Source organism: uncultured Mailhella sp. (genome assembly GCF_947631555.1).
Taxonomy (GTDB): domain Bacteria; phylum Desulfobacterota; class Desulfovibrionia; order Desulfovibrionales; family Desulfovibrionaceae; genus Mailhella.
In genome coordinates this window covers 29643-47229 of the sequence record NZ_CANRLT010000009.1, presented here as the reverse complement: position 1 = coordinate 47229, position 17587 = coordinate 29643, and the positions used below count along the sequence as shown (strand labels likewise).

At 46.6% G+C, this 17587-nt stretch carries 14 protein-coding genes; 5 read left to right on the top strand and 9 right to left on the bottom strand.

Translation table 11 applies throughout. The features are described from left to right. The first annotated feature begins 356 nt into the window (after positions 1–356). From Q0Z94_RS02505 to Q0Z94_RS02485, 5 genes are all read left to right on the top strand, one after another. Entirely contained in the window at positions 357–2693 is a 2337-nt protein-coding gene (locus tag Q0Z94_RS02505) for a polysaccharide pyruvyl transferase family protein (protein ID WP_298067403.1), read from the top strand. 294 nt (positions 2694–2987) lie between these two features. Beyond that, a complete protein-coding gene (nikR, locus tag Q0Z94_RS02500) occupies positions 2988–3440 on the top strand; it encodes a nickel-responsive transcriptional regulator NikR (protein ID WP_298067401.1) in 453 nt (150 codons plus the stop codon). Further along, positions 3437–4258 (top strand): GTP cyclohydrolase FolE2, encoded by an 822-nt coding sequence (gene folE2 / locus Q0Z94_RS02495; protein ID WP_298067398.1) that lies wholly within the window; start codon positions 3437–3439, stop codon positions 4256–4258. The genes nikR and folE2 overlap by 4 nt, the downstream gene beginning before the upstream one ends. Positions 4259–4657: 399 nt before the next feature. Further along, entirely contained in the window at positions 4658–6184 is a 1527-nt protein-coding gene (locus Q0Z94_RS02490) for a sodium/proline symporter (RefSeq protein WP_298067395.1), read from the top strand. Between the two features lie 755 nt (positions 6185–6939). Continuing rightward, entirely contained in the window at positions 6940–7203 is a 264-nt protein-coding gene (locus tag Q0Z94_RS02485; protein WP_298067391.1) for a hypothetical protein, read from the top strand. Between the two features lie 181 nt (positions 7204–7384). On the opposite strand, the gene Q0Z94_RS02480 is transcribed toward Q0Z94_RS02485, so the two are convergent. The 9 genes from Q0Z94_RS02480 to Q0Z94_RS02440 all read right to left on the bottom strand — a co-directional run bounded on the left by Q0Z94_RS02480 (position 7385) and on the right by Q0Z94_RS02440 (position 17295). Then, positions 7385–7735, bottom strand: a complete 351-nt coding sequence (locus Q0Z94_RS02480) for a DUF2726 domain-containing protein (RefSeq protein ID WP_298067387.1) — start codon at positions 7733–7735, stop codon at positions 7385–7387. 448 nt (positions 7736–8183) lie between these two features. After that, positions 8184–8897, bottom strand: a complete 714-nt coding sequence (locus Q0Z94_RS02475; RefSeq protein WP_298067384.1) for a Crp/Fnr family transcriptional regulator — start codon at positions 8895–8897, stop codon at positions 8184–8186. Positions 8898–9313: 416 nt separating this feature from the next. Beyond that, positions 9314–10303 (bottom strand): TRAP transporter substrate-binding protein, encoded by a 990-nt coding sequence (locus Q0Z94_RS02470; protein WP_298067381.1) that lies wholly within the window; start codon positions 10301–10303, stop codon positions 9314–9316. A gap of 82 nt (positions 10304–10385) precedes the next feature. Then, on the bottom strand, positions 10386–11375 hold the full coding sequence (locus tag Q0Z94_RS02465; protein ID WP_298067378.1) for a TRAP transporter substrate-binding protein: 990 nt from the start codon (positions 11373–11375) through the stop codon (positions 10386–10388). 35 nt (positions 11376–11410) lie between these two features. Further along, entirely contained in the window at positions 11411–12679 is a 1269-nt protein-coding gene (locus tag Q0Z94_RS02460) for a TRAP transporter large permease (protein ID WP_298067375.1), read from the bottom strand. Next, a complete protein-coding gene (locus Q0Z94_RS02455) occupies positions 12680–13171 on the bottom strand; it encodes a TRAP transporter small permease subunit (RefSeq protein WP_298067372.1) in 492 nt (163 codons plus the stop codon). Between the two features lie 82 nt (positions 13172–13253). Next, the gene (locus Q0Z94_RS02450) at positions 13254–14108 is read right to left on the bottom strand and encodes an amidohydrolase family protein (RefSeq protein ID WP_298067370.1); all 855 of its coding nucleotides are present in this window, start codon (positions 14106–14108) and stop codon (positions 13254–13256) included. A gap of 66 nt (positions 14109–14174) precedes the next feature. Beyond that, positions 14175–15032, bottom strand: coding sequence for an amidohydrolase family protein (locus Q0Z94_RS02445; protein ID WP_298067367.1), 858 nt, complete (start codon positions 15030–15032; stop codon positions 14175–14177). Positions 15033–15687: 655 nt separating this feature from the next. After that, on the bottom strand, positions 15688–17295 hold the full coding sequence (locus Q0Z94_RS02440) for a BCCT family transporter (RefSeq protein WP_298067365.1): 1608 nt from the start codon (positions 17293–17295) through the stop codon (positions 15688–15690). Positions 17296–17587 lie beyond the last annotated feature (292 nt).

The window sequence follows — 17587 nt, the reverse complement described above, 5'->3', positions numbered from 1 at the left end:
GTTTCCCGCGTAAACTGGAATCCACATTCCTTACATTTATAACGTTGAACTCCAGCGACAAACCCATTTTTAACAAATGCCTCAGAACCACATTTCCGGCAATGCATCTCGGTATCCTCCGTTTTTTTTTGAAGGATAGCATAATTTCAAACATTTGTCATTATAAAAGTCAGTGTCTCTCAGATCCCCTTTTTTCATTAACAGTCTTCGTTTATAAAAATTTAATTATTTCAACAGATTAAAACTGGCTACCTGCTCTTGGCACCCCTGTTCGTCAACAGAGTGTCTGGCGATGAAGGACGCCTTATTGGTGAGCGTAGTATTCTTCTAACAGCTATATTGCACGGGAGAATGAAATGATAGTTTCCGAATTCAAGAGCTGTACAGGCTGCGCGGCCTGTGCCAACGGCTGTCCTGCCCGCGCAATCACCATGCGGGAGAACGAGGCTGGCTACTATCATCCTGTTATTGATACGGAAAAATGCACTAACTGCGAACTGTGCGAAAAGATTTGCCCGGAAATGACGACAGTACCGTTTCAGATTGGCAAGCAAAAATGCTTTGCAGTGCAGGCAGATAATGACCTACGCTATGTGTCTTCGTCGGGTGGAGCCTTCAGTCTCATTGTCGAAGAATGGTACGGTCGATACAAGGGGGAAGAGATATACATTGCGGGAGCGGCGTTTGACGGTTCCTGGAACGTCCATCATATCCTGATCAATAATCTGCACGACCTTGATAAACTGCGACGTTCGAAATATGTACAGAGTTTTGTTGCAGAAGATTTTTATAGAACCATCAAGGAGCTTTTGCAAAAGGGCGCATTCATCGTTTTCTCTGGTGTGCCCTGCCAAGTCGCTGGCCTCAGAAGCTTTTTGCAGAAGGATTACGAGAACCTTCTGCTCGTTGATCTTTTTTGTGCCACGATATCCTCTCCTAAAATCTACAGGAAATTTCTGGAAGATAACTGTGCCGGTGAAAAGATTACGTCAGTCAATTTCCGAAGCAAAATCAGGGGGTGGACATCTTCTTATACAGTAATTACCACAGAGAAGCATCCCGAAGAGAACTTCTTGACTTTGTTTATGAAGGCATATGGACTTGGCTTGCTAAAAAATGAACCCTGCAGCCACTGTCGATATCATGCTTTGCATAGGCAGGGAGATATTTCTATTGGTGATTTTTGGGGTATTGGAAAGCATTTTCCGCATCTTGACGATAGCCAGGGGACGAGTTGTGTCCTCACGAACACAGCCAAAGGGGAAGGTATCGTACAATCCTTTAAAAAAAGATGCCGAATCCATAAAAAATTGTCTACGCGTAAAGCTGTGTCACACAACGGAGGTCTATCTGGAAATTTTCCACAGCACAAGGATATAGATATTTTCAATAAACAGATTGACGATCTTGGTTTTAATGAAACTCTATCAAGAATTGAGAATCATACCTATGATGTCGCAGTACTAGGATGGATCTGGAACTGTAATCGAGGAGCAATTCTTACGAACTATGCACTCAATAAAGCGATAACAGCCTTGGGCTACCATTGCCAGGCGATCAATTTTACTCCTGTAGACGTATACAAGGATTATGGCTTAGGTAGAAAGTTTGCAGAAAAAAGGCTTAGCCTAACTAGGCGGGTTAATGAGGAGACACTCGCTTCGCTCAATGACGAGTATGGGATTTTCGTGGTCGGCAGCGATCAACTTTGGAGATGGGATTTTAGAATATGGCCATATGGACATATGTTTTTAAATTTTGTGGATGGAAAAAACAGAAAAATAAGCTATGCCACCTCGTTTGGACCGGAAGTTTCCTTTGAAGGGCCAGAAGAACAACTGCGCTTAAGAAAGCTCTGGCTTTCAAGATTTGACGCGATCTCTGTTCGTGAAAATGAGGGTGTTACATATTTGAATGAAGAATTTGGAATTGAAGGTACTCAAGTACTCGATCCTGTTTTTCTCCTTGACAAAAATTTCTATGAAAAGCTGGCTGATGATTCATTTCGAACAGAAAAAAATTTTATTGCCTATTATTTTCTTTGCCCAAATAAAGCCAAGATGGATATTGTAGAAGATGTTGAAAAATATTATAATACAAAATCTATAGATATAGCAGGAAACTCATCTGTTGAAAGTTGGCTTTATTATATTAAAAATTGTAATATATTGATAACTGATAGTTTTCATGGATCATGTTTTGCAACTATATTTAATAAGAAGTTTATTACTATAAAAAATGATGACTGCGAACTAAACCGTTTTAAGACTCTTTTTCTCGTTACTGGCATGATGAATCGATTTCTTTATGATGCCTCGGAATTTAATAGAAAGAAAGAGATTCTTTTTCAGGATATTGACTGGACTGAAGCCAATGTAAATCTTCAAAAAGAAATTGAACGATCTAGAACATGGTTGAAAAATGCTCTTAAAAAAGACAGAGAGGAACCTTATGAAACGGCTGAACTTCTTAATATTATGAATATTGATGTGGAAAGAATACAAACTGGAATAAAATTAAAAAAAGAATTTTCCAATTTGTTAAATAATAAAATGATTACTTTTATTAATTACTGGAAATATAGAATATGTAAAAATTTTATATATAAACATAGATACACTGAAAAAGCACTCATGTATAAAGAAAAACTTCAAAAATTAAAAGTATTGTCAAAAACTAAAGGGCAGATATAAACAGTTCCTTAGTATAAAATCCTACAAATTTATTAACGGATGGGGGTAAGGACGGTTCCTTTTAATGCGGAGAGAACCGTCCTTTTTTATTTTTCTTCCCGGAAGCTGAAAACGCACAGGCACAGGTGTGATATATCTTTTTGCATTCCCTGTCGGGGGCCAGGCTTTGCCGCACTCTTTCCAAGTCCCGTAAAAAAACGTATGCTTCGTCTGACGTATGCGAACGAAAAACGAAAAGCGGGCTTGTTCAGGCGGTTCGCCCTGCGCCCTTCTTTTTTTCCTATGGAGCCGGTCATGAGCGATCTTGTTCGATTCGGTGTTTCTCTGGAGCGCGATCTTCTGGCGGCCTTCGATGAACTGAGCCAGGAAAGGGGCTTCACCAATCGTTCCGAGGCATTGCGGCACGCTTTGCGCCGCGAACTGGCGGAAAAGATCACTTCCGCTCCCGATGCTCCCGTGGCGGGCGTACTCACCCTGGTCTATGACCATCACGAGAACGACCTTCCCGGGCGGCTCACTGCGCTCCAGCACGAAGCCCACGGCATGGTCATCGCCTCTCTGCACGTCCACATGGACGAACATCACTGTCTGGAAACGCTGGCTCTGCGAGGCCCCTGTGCTGAAGTGACTCGGCTTGCCGACAGACTGCGCTCCTCACGGGGCGTGCTTCAAAGCTCCTGCTCTTTGACGGCCATCGAAGCCGCACCGGAGCACCATTTCACCCACGTCCGCGAGGCGCGTCCATGAGTCTTTCTTCCGGCAAGCCTCTTCAGGATGTGCAAAGCGCTCCCGCCGATGTAGCCCTGGCTATCGACTGCGTAGGCGTGAAGCACATCGAACTTCCTCTGGTGGTCAAGGATCGTGACAGGGGCAGTCAGCATACCGTGGCCAGCGTGGATATGGGCGTAGACCTGCCCGCCGCATACAAGGGCACACATATGAGCCGTTTCATTGAGGCTCTCGAACACTGGCGTAAAGACAGCGGCGAGATGCTGGATTATCCTTCCCTGAAGCGTCTGCTCGGCGACGTCCTCCAGCGTCTTCACGCTCATCGCGCTTACGCGAGTTTCCATTTTCCCTATTTTCTTACGCGCAGGGCACCGGTGTCCGGTCAGGAAGCGCCCGTCCGCTATACCTGCCGTCTCACCGGCGAAATGGAGGAAGGGGAAAAGCGCCCGCATATTCTGCTGGAACTTGAAATTCCCGTGACCACGGTCTGCCCGTGCTCCAAGGCCATCAGCTGCGCCGGAGCCCACGGGCAGCGTGCCACGGTACGGCTGGCCGTGCGTATGGCCCGTTTCGAGTGGCTGGAAGGCTTCATCGATATCGCCGAAGCCTCCGGCTCGTCCCCCATCTACACACTGCTCAAGCGCCCCGATGAAAAATTTGTGACGGAACACGCCTACGAAAACGCTGTGTTCGTGGAAGACGTGGTGCGCAATGTGGCCGTCCGGCTCGAATCGCAGACCCATGTGACCTGGTTCCGCGTTGAAGTGGAAAGTGAAGAGTCCATACACGGTCACAACGCCTGCGCCTGCATCGAACGCACCATAGACCGGAACTGACGCCCCGCTGCATCTTGGCCGGCAGGAAAAAGAAGGTTTCGTTACATCTTGACAAAGATGTTGTTTTTCGCGTCGCGTTTCGGTTCGCTTCCTGAAAGGCATCGTTGCTGCGCTATTTGCGGAAAAGTGCGCCGTATGCTCACACCCGGCGCCGCCGGAACGCCGTATTTTTGATTTTACTTTTTTGGAAAGATCCGTATACTGCCTTGCAGCAGGACGCCTCAAGCGCGTCCAAGCCTTTTTCAGGACCTTGTCATGGATCTGTACGCCTCTCTCATCTCGGCCCCCGGGGGTCTGATCCCGCCATGGGACGCCCCTGCGTTCTGATCCGTTCCTGAATCCGGCTCGCTTCCCTTCGAGACTCTCTCGATTTTTCCTTTTACGCATCAGGTTTTTACCGTGAATAACTATCAGATTTTCATCTATCTCGCCGTTGTCCTCTATCTTGCCTTCATGCTCGTCATCGGTTTCGTCTGCGCCAGACGGAACGAGAACGCCCACGACTTCTATCTCGGCGGACGCAAGCTCGGCCCTGTGGTCACCGCCATGAGCGCCGAAGCCTCGGATATGTCTTCCTGGCTGCTCATGGGCATTCCCGGACTGACCTTCTTCTGCGGCATTGCGGATACTTTCTGGACTTCCTTCGGGCTGGCTCTCGGCACCTACGTCAACTGGCTCATCCTCGCCCAGCGTCTCCGCCATTACAGCGAACGCATCGACGCCATCACCATCCCTGACTTCTTCGCCCGCCGCTTCCACGACAAAAGCAACCTGCTCCTCGGCATGTCCGCGCTGGTGATCATCGTCTTCTTCATCCCGTACACTGCGTCGGGCTTCGCCGCCTGCGGCAAGCTCTTCTCCTCCATGTTCGATATCGAGTACATGACCGGCATGATCCTGGGCGCCGTGGTCATCGTGGGCTATACCGCGCTGGGCGGTTTTCTGGCCGCGTCCATGACCGACCTTATCCAGTCCATCGTCATGTCGCTGGCACTGCTCATCATCATCGGCTTCGGCGTTGAAGTCGCCGGAGGCTGGAGTGCCATCGAAAGCGCCGCCCAGGAAGTGAACGGTTATCTCTCCCTGAACAGCACGGCCAATATCCTCACCGGCGAAGTGACCGAATACGGGCCGCTGACCATCGCCTCCACCATGGCTTGGGGCCTCGGCTACTTTGGTATGCCGCACATCCTGCTCCGCTTCATGGCCATACGCCACGGAGACGAAGTCGCGCTGTCCCGGCGCATCGCCACTACCTGGGTTGTCATCGCCATGGGCTGCGCCATTTTCATCGGCGTCCTCGGTTACGCCATGTCCAAGGTCGGCGCCGTGCCCCAGTTCCAGTCCGCTTCCTCCGCCGAAGCACTCATTATTCAGGTCAGCCATCTGCTCAGCTCCTACGGTATCCTGCCCGCCCTGCTCGCCGGTCTTGTTCTTGCCGGCATTCTGGCCTGCACCATGTCCACGGCGGATTCTCAGCTTCTGGCCGCGGCCTCCAGCGTTTCGGAAAACCTGCTCAAGGGCGTGCTGGGCATCAAACTTTCCAGCAGAAAGACCATCCTTGTGGCCCGCCTTGCCGTGCTGACTATTTCCATTGTCGGCATTTTCATCGCCCGCGATCCCAACAGCTCCATTTTCCAGATCGTGTCCTTCGCCTGGGCTGGATTTGGTGCGGCCTTCGGCCCGGTCATGCTCTTCAGTCTGTTTTGGAAGCGCTGCAACAAGTGGGGTGCGCTGGCGGGCATGGTCTCCGGCGGCGTCATGGTCTTCGCCTGGAAATATCTCGTCCGTCCCCTGGGCGGCATCTGGGGTATCTATGAACTGCTTCCGGCCTTCCTTGTCGCCTGCGCCGCCATTCTCATCGTGAGCCTCGCCACCGAGGCGCCCTCCAAAGAAATCGAAGACGAGTTTGACGCCGTAAAGTAAACGTCCACTCACTGCAACCTGATGAGGCCCGTCCGCCGATGTGCGAACGGGCCTTATTCTTTTAAGAACGGCAGAACGCCTTCAAATCGGTACGGAGAACACGGCAGCAAGGATGAACTTTCCATACGGAAAAAGCATTGAGAGCGGGGCGTCACACACAAGCAGGTGCAGGGGAACGTGGTGCTGAACATTTTTACCTGTGCAACCTTTAAAAAGTAAACAAATTGATGATAAAAACTTGACTATTATCCTATAATTATAAGATAATAAAAATGACAAGTAAAACTTGTCACCAGAAAATTGTTTTTTTGAAGAGATGACTATAAAATGAAAAAATTATACTGTTATTAGTTCTTTTTTTCATGGTTTTCTGTACTTCAGGATGCTCTCCAAAATTTAATGTTCTTGTTGATGGTAGGACATCTCAAGAGTATGAACAAATTAAAAATACTAATGATAAATATAAAATAGTATTTGATTATGAAAAAATAAAACATCTTTTGATTACAATATTGTTTATAATAGTGTATTAAGTACATTAAAAAATAATGTATATAATATTGTTGATGATGTATACGATGCTAATTATGTTGTATTTATATACTTTAAAGTTGGAGGGCCACACTCAAGAACAATAAATCATATGGTGCCAATTACAGGACAGGCCGGAGTTGATACGCATACAACATATACATATGGTCCATATGGATATATACCATACACATATACAACACCAAAATATGGGACTGGTGGATATGATCATTACCAAACAAGTGAAACTTTTTTATACGCATTTGTTGTCTATAGACGTGTATAGTTTCTCAAAAACAAATCTTGAACTTTTAAAAAAAGTATGGCAAGTTGTATCGGTAACATCAAGCAATTCTAATGATTTTCGAGAAAGTTTGTCGGCATTAATTTTAGTATTGGGAAAATATATGGCAACAGATACACACGGGAATATAGATGTTGAACTATATGAAAAACAAGGAAAATTAGTCGAAAAAGCAGATTTATAAATAGACCGCTCTTGATTTTAGTTAATACTTATTCCGTAACCCCTGAGGAGGCCCGCCCGCCGATGTGCAAACGGGTCTCGTTCTTTTAGGAATGGCAGAACGTCTTCAAATTGGGACGGGAACACGGCGGGGAGGTTGGAAAACTTCCCATACGGAAAGGCGCAGGAAAGCGGTTTTTCTGTCAGGTGTAAAGAGGTTTGAGCAGATGAAGCAGCCCTTCCTTTTCTCTGGAGCCAGTCGTGCTGAAGCGGAGCAGCGGTATGCCACAGCGGGCGCAGATGTCGTTCTTCAGCGCGTCCCGTTCGGCCTGAACACTGCCTGGCCGGTGGAAGGCCCAGCCGTCTACTTCCACGGCGGCGATGGGGCGGCGGCTCATGGTCTCGAAAATGAGAAAGTCCACATGGGTGAAGTCGTTCAGGGCGTACTGCCGCTCGCGAGGCGTATTGAGAAGCGAGGTGTCGCGCACAAGCAAGCGCATACTTTTCTGCCCTTCTGTCTGCCGGGCTGACATAGAACGTGACTGTGCGAGCATATCAGTCTTTCCCTCTAAGAGGCATAATGGGTAAAGCCTGATTGCGTACGGATGCTTGCTGTCAGGGGCATACGCGCTGTATTTCGTGTGCGTTATGGGCGATGCCTACACGGTCGTAGGACAGTCTTTGCTAATACTGTTGGCAGCCTTTCGGATTTGATCAAGTGCTTGTTTGATTAAATAAGTTTGTCACGATAAGAGTTCGTAGCATTCATCCGCTCTGCAGGAGGTGAGGCCGGATTGAAGCGTAACACGGTACGGCCCGTTTTATGGGATTAAACCCTTTTGTAATCTTCCCTCTTTTCGAATATCCCGTTTGTTTGGAAAGAGAGAAACGATGAAAGAGGTAAAAGCGGGCAAGGATCTGCATTGATACCGTTCTAGCTTGTCATCCTCGGATATTAACAAGGGTAGCACTTTCAATAGTAAAAATTTTTGTAACTACTAATTAAAAAGGAAAAATCTCTCCCAAAGAGGAAGGATATAGTCTTCGAATTCCTTCCACGTCGAGAATTTCCAGCCTTGTTTTAGTATAACATCCAAGCAGACGTTTTTTTTTCAGGTTGTTGATAATGCGACTTACAGTATTTTTGTGTAGTCCGAGTAAGCTGGCCAGTTGGGACTGGTTTATTGGTGGTATAAACATCGCCCTCTCATGGGCAGAGCGAAACATGTGGTCTATGTAGAATGCAACCTGTGCTTCTTTACTTTTGAGACTGATAATATTTGAGAAGAGTTGACTCATTAGACTTTTTATTGAAATGGAGAACATACAGTTCATGATAAGTTCTGGATAGTTGGCATAAAAATGTCTATCTAAAAGTAGAGCGCCGTCAAAACTGTAAATAATTAAATTTTTAATACAATAATAATAATAATTTTGAGGTAGTGTATAATTAGAAAGAAAAATAGTTTCACGGAGTAAGGATCCACTATCAAAAAAGAAATGTATTTTTTCATGGTCATTTTCGTTGATAGTACAGAGAAGGCCTGACTTTACATAAAAAAAGCGGTTTTGACCATATGAAGACTCAAAAAAAGTTGCTCCTTTTGGATATTTTTCTTTGCGTCCAATATTGAGGATTTGTTCCCAGCAACAAGAAGTATTTTTGATATAACAGGGGATACTTAAATTTACGTCTTGCGGAGTAAAGGAAAGCATGTGCCCCCCCAGTGATGGTAACATATGAAAAGTAGTAAGCACCTATAGATAGGTTGCAAGTAGCTTTATGATGCGCCAGCGGTAAAATAAAAGCAATACCATTTTATAACTTGTCACATAAATTGGATAAAAACAAAACAAAAAAACTATTTTTAATTTTAAAAATATTTTTTGTCATGTATAATAAGTTATAAAATTTTGTTTTTTAGCAAAATTACAAATGTATTTAGCGATTTTTAAAAAATAAAAAGTTTAATTATATATCCATAAAAATTTTTGATACACTATGAATATAATATAAAAATGTTTTCTTTATGAAAGATACGCTCGATAAATAATATTTTTGCAGCAAGGAAAAGTCCGGAAGAGTTTCCAAACTTTTCCTTATTCACTGCTTTTCTTGTTAAATGGTATCGTTATGCATCAACTGCAGCGCGCAGTTCTTTAAATAGTGTACGCATATCTTCAGGAAGATTTTCGTATTCTTTATATACTTTGGAACGCCAAATATTTCGTTCAGATTCAGGTAGCGAATAAATTTCGCAGCCTCCTTCTTCAAGAAGTTTTATCAGTTTTGCGTTGCTAGCTGAGACCGCTTCAGTGATGGCCCTACGGTAGGTATTGGCGGCCTCAACAAAGAGTGTTTTATCTTCTTTTGATAATGAATCCCACCAGTCCGCAGAAGTGAACAGTGTAGTACAAATATTTGTCTGTTCTGTTAAAATAATGTACTTAGCCACGTCATATATATGAAAACCGTACATAGCTGTAATGGCGATATCCATACAGTCGACTACTCCTTGTTGGATACCGGTCAACATTTCAGCGGCATTCATGGGAATAGGTTTAAAACCTAATGCCTGCAATCCAAAGATATGCCATTTGGAGTTGGTGGAACGAGCCTTCGCTCCTTCCATTTCTGCCACAGAACGAAAAGGTTTTCGCGAAATAAGATTGCGTTCGAAAGGAGCGATGAAGTCCAACACTTGTACGCCGAACTTGCGGGTTTCGTCTTTAAGTTTTTGGCCTGCATGCGAAGACATTACTTTATAGAGTTCATCACGATTAAACATATAAGGCAAGTCAAAAATTGCTAGTTTTGGAGCAAACTGTGAAAGGTTGGAGGCAGAATCGAAGGCGAGATGGATAGTACCCATATTCAGTCCTTGAACCACGGTATCCGTGTTTCCTAACGATGAACCTGGGTACATATCGATTTTGTAGCGTCCATTGCTCTTTTCTTCAATATATTTGACAAAATACTCTCGGAGAAAACGCGTCTCCAGTGAAGTATCAGGATCAAGACAGGAAAACTTCAAAATTTTTGGGGTGGAAAAAGCTGGTGAACTGATGCTGACGCATAATAATGCAACCGTCAGAGCAAAAAGTGAAGAAAGTTTCAACATAGCAACTCCAGTCTTTTAATGATTGAAATTCTCGAAAAGGGACATCTGACTGTACATAAAAAGATGATAGAATGGTATTCTATCAGGCATCAGCCGCAGCACGTAACTCTTTGAACAATATAAGCATATCTTCAGGAAGGTGTTGGTATTCCTTATACACCTTTTGACGCCAGATATTGCGCTCTGATTCGGGCAGAGTATACACATCACAACCGCCATCCTTCAACAGACGTATAAATTTTGCCTGACTCTGGTTGAAAGCCTCGGTGATGGCTGTGCGGTAGGCATTAGCAGCTTCAGTTATAATTTGTTTGTCAGCTTGAGGCAGACTGTCCCACCATTCCGCCGATGTGAATAATGTAGTGCATATATTGGTTTGGTCAGTCAGGATAATATTTTTTGCCACGTCATAGACATGGTAGCCATACATCGCACTGATGGCGATATCCATGCAGTCGACTACTCCTTGTTGTATACCGGTCAGCATCTCTGCTGCGGCCATAGGGATGGGCTTAAAACCAAGAGCCTGCAAGCCAAATATGTGCCATTTGGAATTGGTGGAACGAGCCTTCGCACCTTCCATTTCCGCCACGGTGTGAAAAGGCTTGCGTGAAATAAGATTCCGCTGAAACGCTGCGATAAAATTAATGATTTGTACACCGAAGTTCCGCGTCTCAGCCTTCAGTTTATTACCGGCGGGCGAATCCATCACCTTGGCAAGTTCTTCCCGTGTGAACATATACGGTAGATCGAAAATGGCAAGTTTTGGCGCAAACTGTGAAAGGTTGGAGGCAGAATCGAAGGCCAGATGGATAGTACCCATATTCAATCCCTGAACCACGGTATCCGTGTTGCCTAACGATGAACCTGGGTACATATCGATTTTGTAGCGTCCGTTGCTATTCTCCTCAATATCCTTGACAAAGTATTCGCGAAGCAATTTGGTCTCAAGTGAGGTTTCAGGTTCAAGACAGGAGAATTTCAGCACCTTGGGTGCAGCGACGGCAGGGGCATGAAGGACGGCGGTCATGAGTACGAAGGTCAATGCGGTGACGACAGTGTGTTTCAACATAATGCTCCTCCAGCTAAAGGTAGATTAACGTTTTTCTACAGCAGACAAAGACTGAAGAAAGGAACAAATGTAATAAGTAGGACTCCCACCAGCATGGTAGCCATAAAGGGCATGACGGAACGGGCCAAAGTAAGGATATCTAATTTGGCGATACTACACGCCACGAATAGGTTCTGCCCCACAGGTGGAGTAAGAAACCCTACACATAGTGTAACAAGGGTAAGAATGCCAAAATGGATAGGATCAATGCCGAATTTGATAGCGATAGGAACCAGAATGGGCGTAAGAATAATGATGGATATGCCCGCATCGAGAAACGTTCCTATGATAATATAAATGACAAGGCATATCAGCAGAAATACATATTTACTGCTGGTCATGCTGAGAATAAGTGTGGAAAGTGATTCGTGGACGTTATAGTACAGCAACAGAGTACCCAAGGCCCCGCCAGGAATGAGAATCATGAAGAGCATACCTAACGAGAACATTGAGGACTTGAGTATGTGAAAAAACAGAGCAGAAGTCATGCCTTTATACACGAAAATTTCGATAACAAAGGCGTAGAATACCGCGACGCAGCCGGCTTCCGTTGGAGTCATGAACCCGCCATAGATGCCGCCGAGAATAAGTACAGGAACGCCGAGTGCTGGAGCGGCCTTCTTGAAAGCACGAATACGTTCTCTAGACGAGAGTTTGGGGTGAAGAGTGCCATAGCCCTTGCGCACAATGAGAAGATACGCTGTGAACAGCAACATCGCTGCAATAAGGCATCCGGGCACTATGCCTGCGATGAAGAGATCGCTGACGGATACTCCGCCGAAAGCTCCGAACAGAATAAGAGGAATGGAGGGAGGGATCATAACGCCAAGACAGCCAGCCGCGGCGTTAAGTCCTGCCGAAAATTCCTTTGGATAGCCGTCCCTTTGCATGGCCGGAATCATAATGGTGCCGATAGCGGCAGTGGTAGCGGCGGCAGAACCACAAAGAGCGCCGTAGAAGAGGCACGAAATGACGGAGATCTGAGCCAGGCCGCCTCTTTTATGCCCCACACAGGCATGGCAGAAGTCGAGTAAAATCTCTGAAAGGGTTCCGCGAGCCATGATGTCGCCGGCCAGCAGGAAAAACGGTACCGCCATGAGTGGAAATGAATCGAAAGAATTATAGAATTTCTGGATAAACAATGCCATAGGCAAATCGCCTAGGACGATGCCGCATATCACTCCCAGACCGATGGATGGCCCGATAGGGACACTCAGAATGAGCAGTATTGCCATGGTCGCAAAGGTGGCAAAGATAGGTTCCATCTACTTGTCCTCGTTCTTAGGATATTTCCCGACGATACAGTTCCACAATCGCCCGGCTGAGACAAGAAGCATAAGCAGCGTAAAAAAAAGTATGCCAACCCAAACTAAATATAAGGGAAGAGGTACGGTAACAGCCTTCATCTGAAGTCTGTATATTTTTATTGTAAGCTCATATCCCATGTATATTGCAAGTGCTTGATAAATAATCATAAACAAAAGATATAAAAAATCGAAAAGTTTATTATAACAATTTTTAAAATATAATGGAAGTATCATCAAGCGAAGGTGGCCATCTTTTTCCATACAGTAGTTGATGCTGGCAAAAGTACATATGATAAAAAAGAACCTTGCTACTTCTTCTGGCCATGCAAAAGCATTGGAAAACACATATCTGGCGATGACCTGGAAAAAGATAATGATGCACATTGCACAGAAGCTGAGCATTCCCACAGCTTGTGTTAGCTTGTTTAGCATCCTGAACAAAATGTTCATAGAGTGTCCTTCTCCCGGAAAATATTCTTGGAATTGAATAGGCCAGGGGCCCGGAAAATGGCTTTTCCGGGCCATGTTTTCATCACATTTCCAGTAGTTCCAGAGCATTCTTGTACATATATAGGTCGTAATACTCCTTGCGGAAACCAAACCTTTTTACGCCATCGATACTCTGTTTGAGACCAAGATACGGGTATGCCGTACCAAATACCATGTGACGTCCCTGAACGTAATTGATCCCTTCGGCCCACAGTTTTGTGCCTGGATAACTAGCCGCTGCCATGTAGGTATCAGGGATGAGCCATAGATTCTTTTCGGCTATGCAAGCAGCAATGGCCGGCAAGATGTGGGGGAACGATGCGTGGGCGATGACGAACTTGCCTTTAGGGAAGTCATGGCACACTCGTTGCATATAGGTCGGATCCTGGAAGGACACATCTGGTCCAAGAAAATGGCTCAGTGAAACAACGATAACAGCGCCCAGCTCTACGCAGCGGTCGTAGATGGGATAAAGCTGTGCGGCGTTGGGATACAGTGCAGGAGTAGACGCACCAGGTTCGATGACTATTCCGCGACAACCAAGTTCCTTGACCGCATGTTGCACTTCGTCTACACAGTTTCGTATACCTGCGGCTGGATCAACGGAGCCGAAGCCAGCAATAAACGTATCTGGGTACTCTTTAACCACATTAGCCACAGCTTCGTTTTTTACATAACCCCAAATAGTACCTGTATTCCGTCCTAAAGCTACAGCTTTATCAATACCAGCTTCATTCATTTCCTGTATAAGTAATGACATGGAGTATTGATCACTGGAGGCTATAGGAAGTGTCCCTGGAGAGTTGCAAGGGTAGATATGCACGTTGCGTTTAGGGCCATGCATATTCATTGTTTCCCACCCTTTAGCCGGAGGACGCATACGAAAATCAATAACCATACTTTTCTCCTGTTAACGTTGATACAAACGAACAGGTCAACGACAACATTTCTTATGAAATGCAGTTCAACTCATTTCAAGAAGTTCCAGAGCATTCTGATACATGTAGCGATCATAATATTCCTTCCGGAGATCAAATTTTTTGGTCGCTTCTACACTCTGTTTGAGATTGGCATAGGGATACGCCGTACCGAACACGATATGGCGACCCTGTGTATAATTAATACCTTCAGCCCACAGGTTGCGTCCCGGCATGTTGGTGATAGACATATAGTTGTCCGGGATGAGCCAAAGATTCTTTTCGGCGATACAGGCAGCAATGGCTGATAGTATGTGCGGGAATGCAGCGTGGGCTATCATGAATTTGCCCGAAGGAAAGTCATGGCAGACACGTTGTACATGGGCAGGATCCTGATAGGATACATCAGGCCCAAGGAAGTGGCTCATGGAGAGGACGACAATAGCGCCTAATTCAACGCATCGGTCATAGATAGGGTACAGTCGTGGGTCATCGGCATAGCAGGCAGGCTGGGAGGTGCCGGGTTCCAACACTATGCCGCGGCAGCCAAGTTCTTTGACTGCACGCTGTACTTCATCCACAGATTCACGGATACCGCGCGTTACGTCTACGGAACCAAAGCCGGCAATAAACTTGTCAGGGTATGCGTTGACGACATCCATAATGGCATCGTTTTTGACATAGCCCCAACGAGTACCCGTGTCACGCCCCAAAACAACGCCCTTGTCGATACCGGCCTCTTCCATCTCTTTGAAAAAGAGAGGCATGGAATATTCATCGCTTGATGGATTGGGCATCATATCCGGGCCATTGACCGGATAACAGTGCACGTTGTTCTCTGGACCGTGCATATTCAGTGTTTCAAAACCAGCCGCCGGAGGACGCACACGAAAATCAATAATCATAGACTTTCTCCTGTCTAAAGGTATATTGAAAGACTTAATAATTGTATATATCTGACGGTCGTAAAAAAAATCACCTTAAAGGGATTTTATGAAAAAAATCATTTTTTTCACCGAGAATAGCTTTTCCATGTGACGGCTTCGGATCGCCCTCATAAAATTGCTGGCTTTCAATACAATAAAGAGTCCGTCTAAAAATTTCCTTTGTGCAGTCCAGAACAGTCAGTATTAATGTTTAACCTTTTTGTCTCTTTTATAAGGGAATTTGCGGTTTTTCCCACTCTTTCTAAGCAAAGATTCTATCTAGTTATTGTCTATATCCAGTATGGATGAGATTGCAGTCCGTATTATGTCACTAGGATAACTCGTATTCATGGGAGTCTTGTAACCTCATATTGGTTAAGCACTATTCTTCTGTTCTTGCAAATTAATATATTGTAACAATATGTACCAGTTTTTTACACTTCGCCATCTATCTTTGGAGTTGCTGTGTGTTGTTGTCGAACACATTGCCTAGGCTTATACAGGCGTTTTGTGTGGCAAAGGCGATTTTCTACGGAGGGTATGCTTTCCATCTTTATTCTTGGAGCGGACTGGCGTAAAAAAGCCCCCGGAGAAGAATCTCCGGGGGCCGTACGGGGGAGGGTGGAAGCGTGTACTACTTCGCCGTGTCTTCTTCAGTCACATTGTCCATGTCGGAAGGCAGGCAGTCTTTTTCCACAAAGTTGCAGAGCATGTAGTTTCCGTCCTTCCTGATGATCTTCAGCCAGGCGATGGTGAGCAGTATGACCGGCAGGGCCATGAGTGCGCCGGAGAAGTTGCCGAAGATCTTGGCCACACCGAGGCCGCCGATGGACAGCAGGCCGAGGGCCAGGAGTGCCTGAACGAGAGCCCAGAAGGAACGATGCCAGCGGGCGGGGTCGTCGTTGACGCCCATGCGGGTGGTCGCCACGGAGGAGATGACGTAGCAGCCGGAGTCCACGGAGGTGGCCAGGAAGATGGTGGAGAAGGCGCAGTAGACCAGCATGACGAGCTTGCCGAAGGGCAGCGTATCGAGAACGGCCATCATGGCGGCGGGGCCGCCGGAGGCCTTGAGGATGCTCACCGCATCAAGCATGCCATGGTACTGGATGTACAGGGTATAGGAAGCGAACACGCCGTGGATCAGGTAGCCGCCGGCGCAGGTTCCCACGAGGCCCCAGGCGATGACTTCACGCACGGTGCGGCCGCGGGAGATACGGGCAATGAACAGGCCCATGAAGGGGCCGTAGCCGGCCCAGAACAGGGCGTAGAAAATGGTCCAGTCGCGGGGGAAGGAGTTGTCGCTGAAGGGCGAGGTCCAGAAGTTCATGTTCCAGAAATTGCCGAGGAACTTGCCGAACGCGTTGGTGAAGATGTCGAACAGGGAGGCGGTGGGGCCGCATAGCGCGCCGTAGGCCACCATGGCGAGAGCGATGGCCACGTTGATGTTGGAAAGCACCTTGATGCCTTTGTTCAGGCCGGACCATACAGACCATGCGGCGATGCCGGCACTCACAATGAGGATGGTGATTTCCACGGAGAAGGAAGGCGTGATGCCGAAGACCTTATCGAGCGCAGCTTCCACCGTGGGCAGGGAAATGCACATGGTCACAGCCGTGCAGAACAGCAGACCGAGAATGAAGAACACGTCGCAGGTACGGCCGACAATGCCGTTGGTCTGTTTTCCCAGCACGACCTGGGAGGCTGCGGAGATGCGCAGCACGGGCTGACGGCGGATATGGAACAGGTAGGCGATGGGCAGGGCGCTGATGAAATAGGTGCACCAGGCGTTGGGCCCCCAGTGCAGCAGCATGTAGGCGAGCGCCCAGTCGAAGGCGTCCGTGCTCAGCGGAGCCGCATACTGGGGAGGAGTGATAAGGTCCCACAGCGGTTCCACGATGGACCAGAACATGACCGCGCCGGCCACGCCGGAACAGAAGATCATGGCGACCCAGGACACCAGAGAATACTCGGGCTTTTCCTCGGGATCGCCGAATTTGATGTCACCGTAGCGGCTGCACACAAAGTAGACGCACAGTCCGATAAGCCCGACGGTAATCCACAGATACAGGGAACCGAACTTGAGGCTGAACGGCGTGTAGATGGCACCGATGATTTCTTCCGACGCCTTGGGGAAGAACAGCATGGGCAGAGCTATCAGCAGAACGCCGATAACGGCCGGCCAGAAAATTCCTTTTTCCGGTCGGAGGTCGTTCTGCTCAGGGGTGAGGGTAGGTGTGGCCATGGCACTCTCCTTATCAAAAGTTTCAGCGGACGCTGCTTTAATTTTTTTTCTCCCAAGCAAAAATTATGCCAAACCATAGTTTTTAATAATTATGTGATATTTTTATATTTTTTACAAAAAATACGTTCATTTGCCACGAGCATGACATTTTTTTCGTGATAAACGACAAATTTGTCGTTTATATCTAACCATGCTAAAAATATTTATTTTTTCCTTTCCCTGGGGATAACCTGACAAAATTGTCCTGTTTTTTTGCTTCGCATGGGTTCTTTTTTCGTGCCCTCGTATCGTT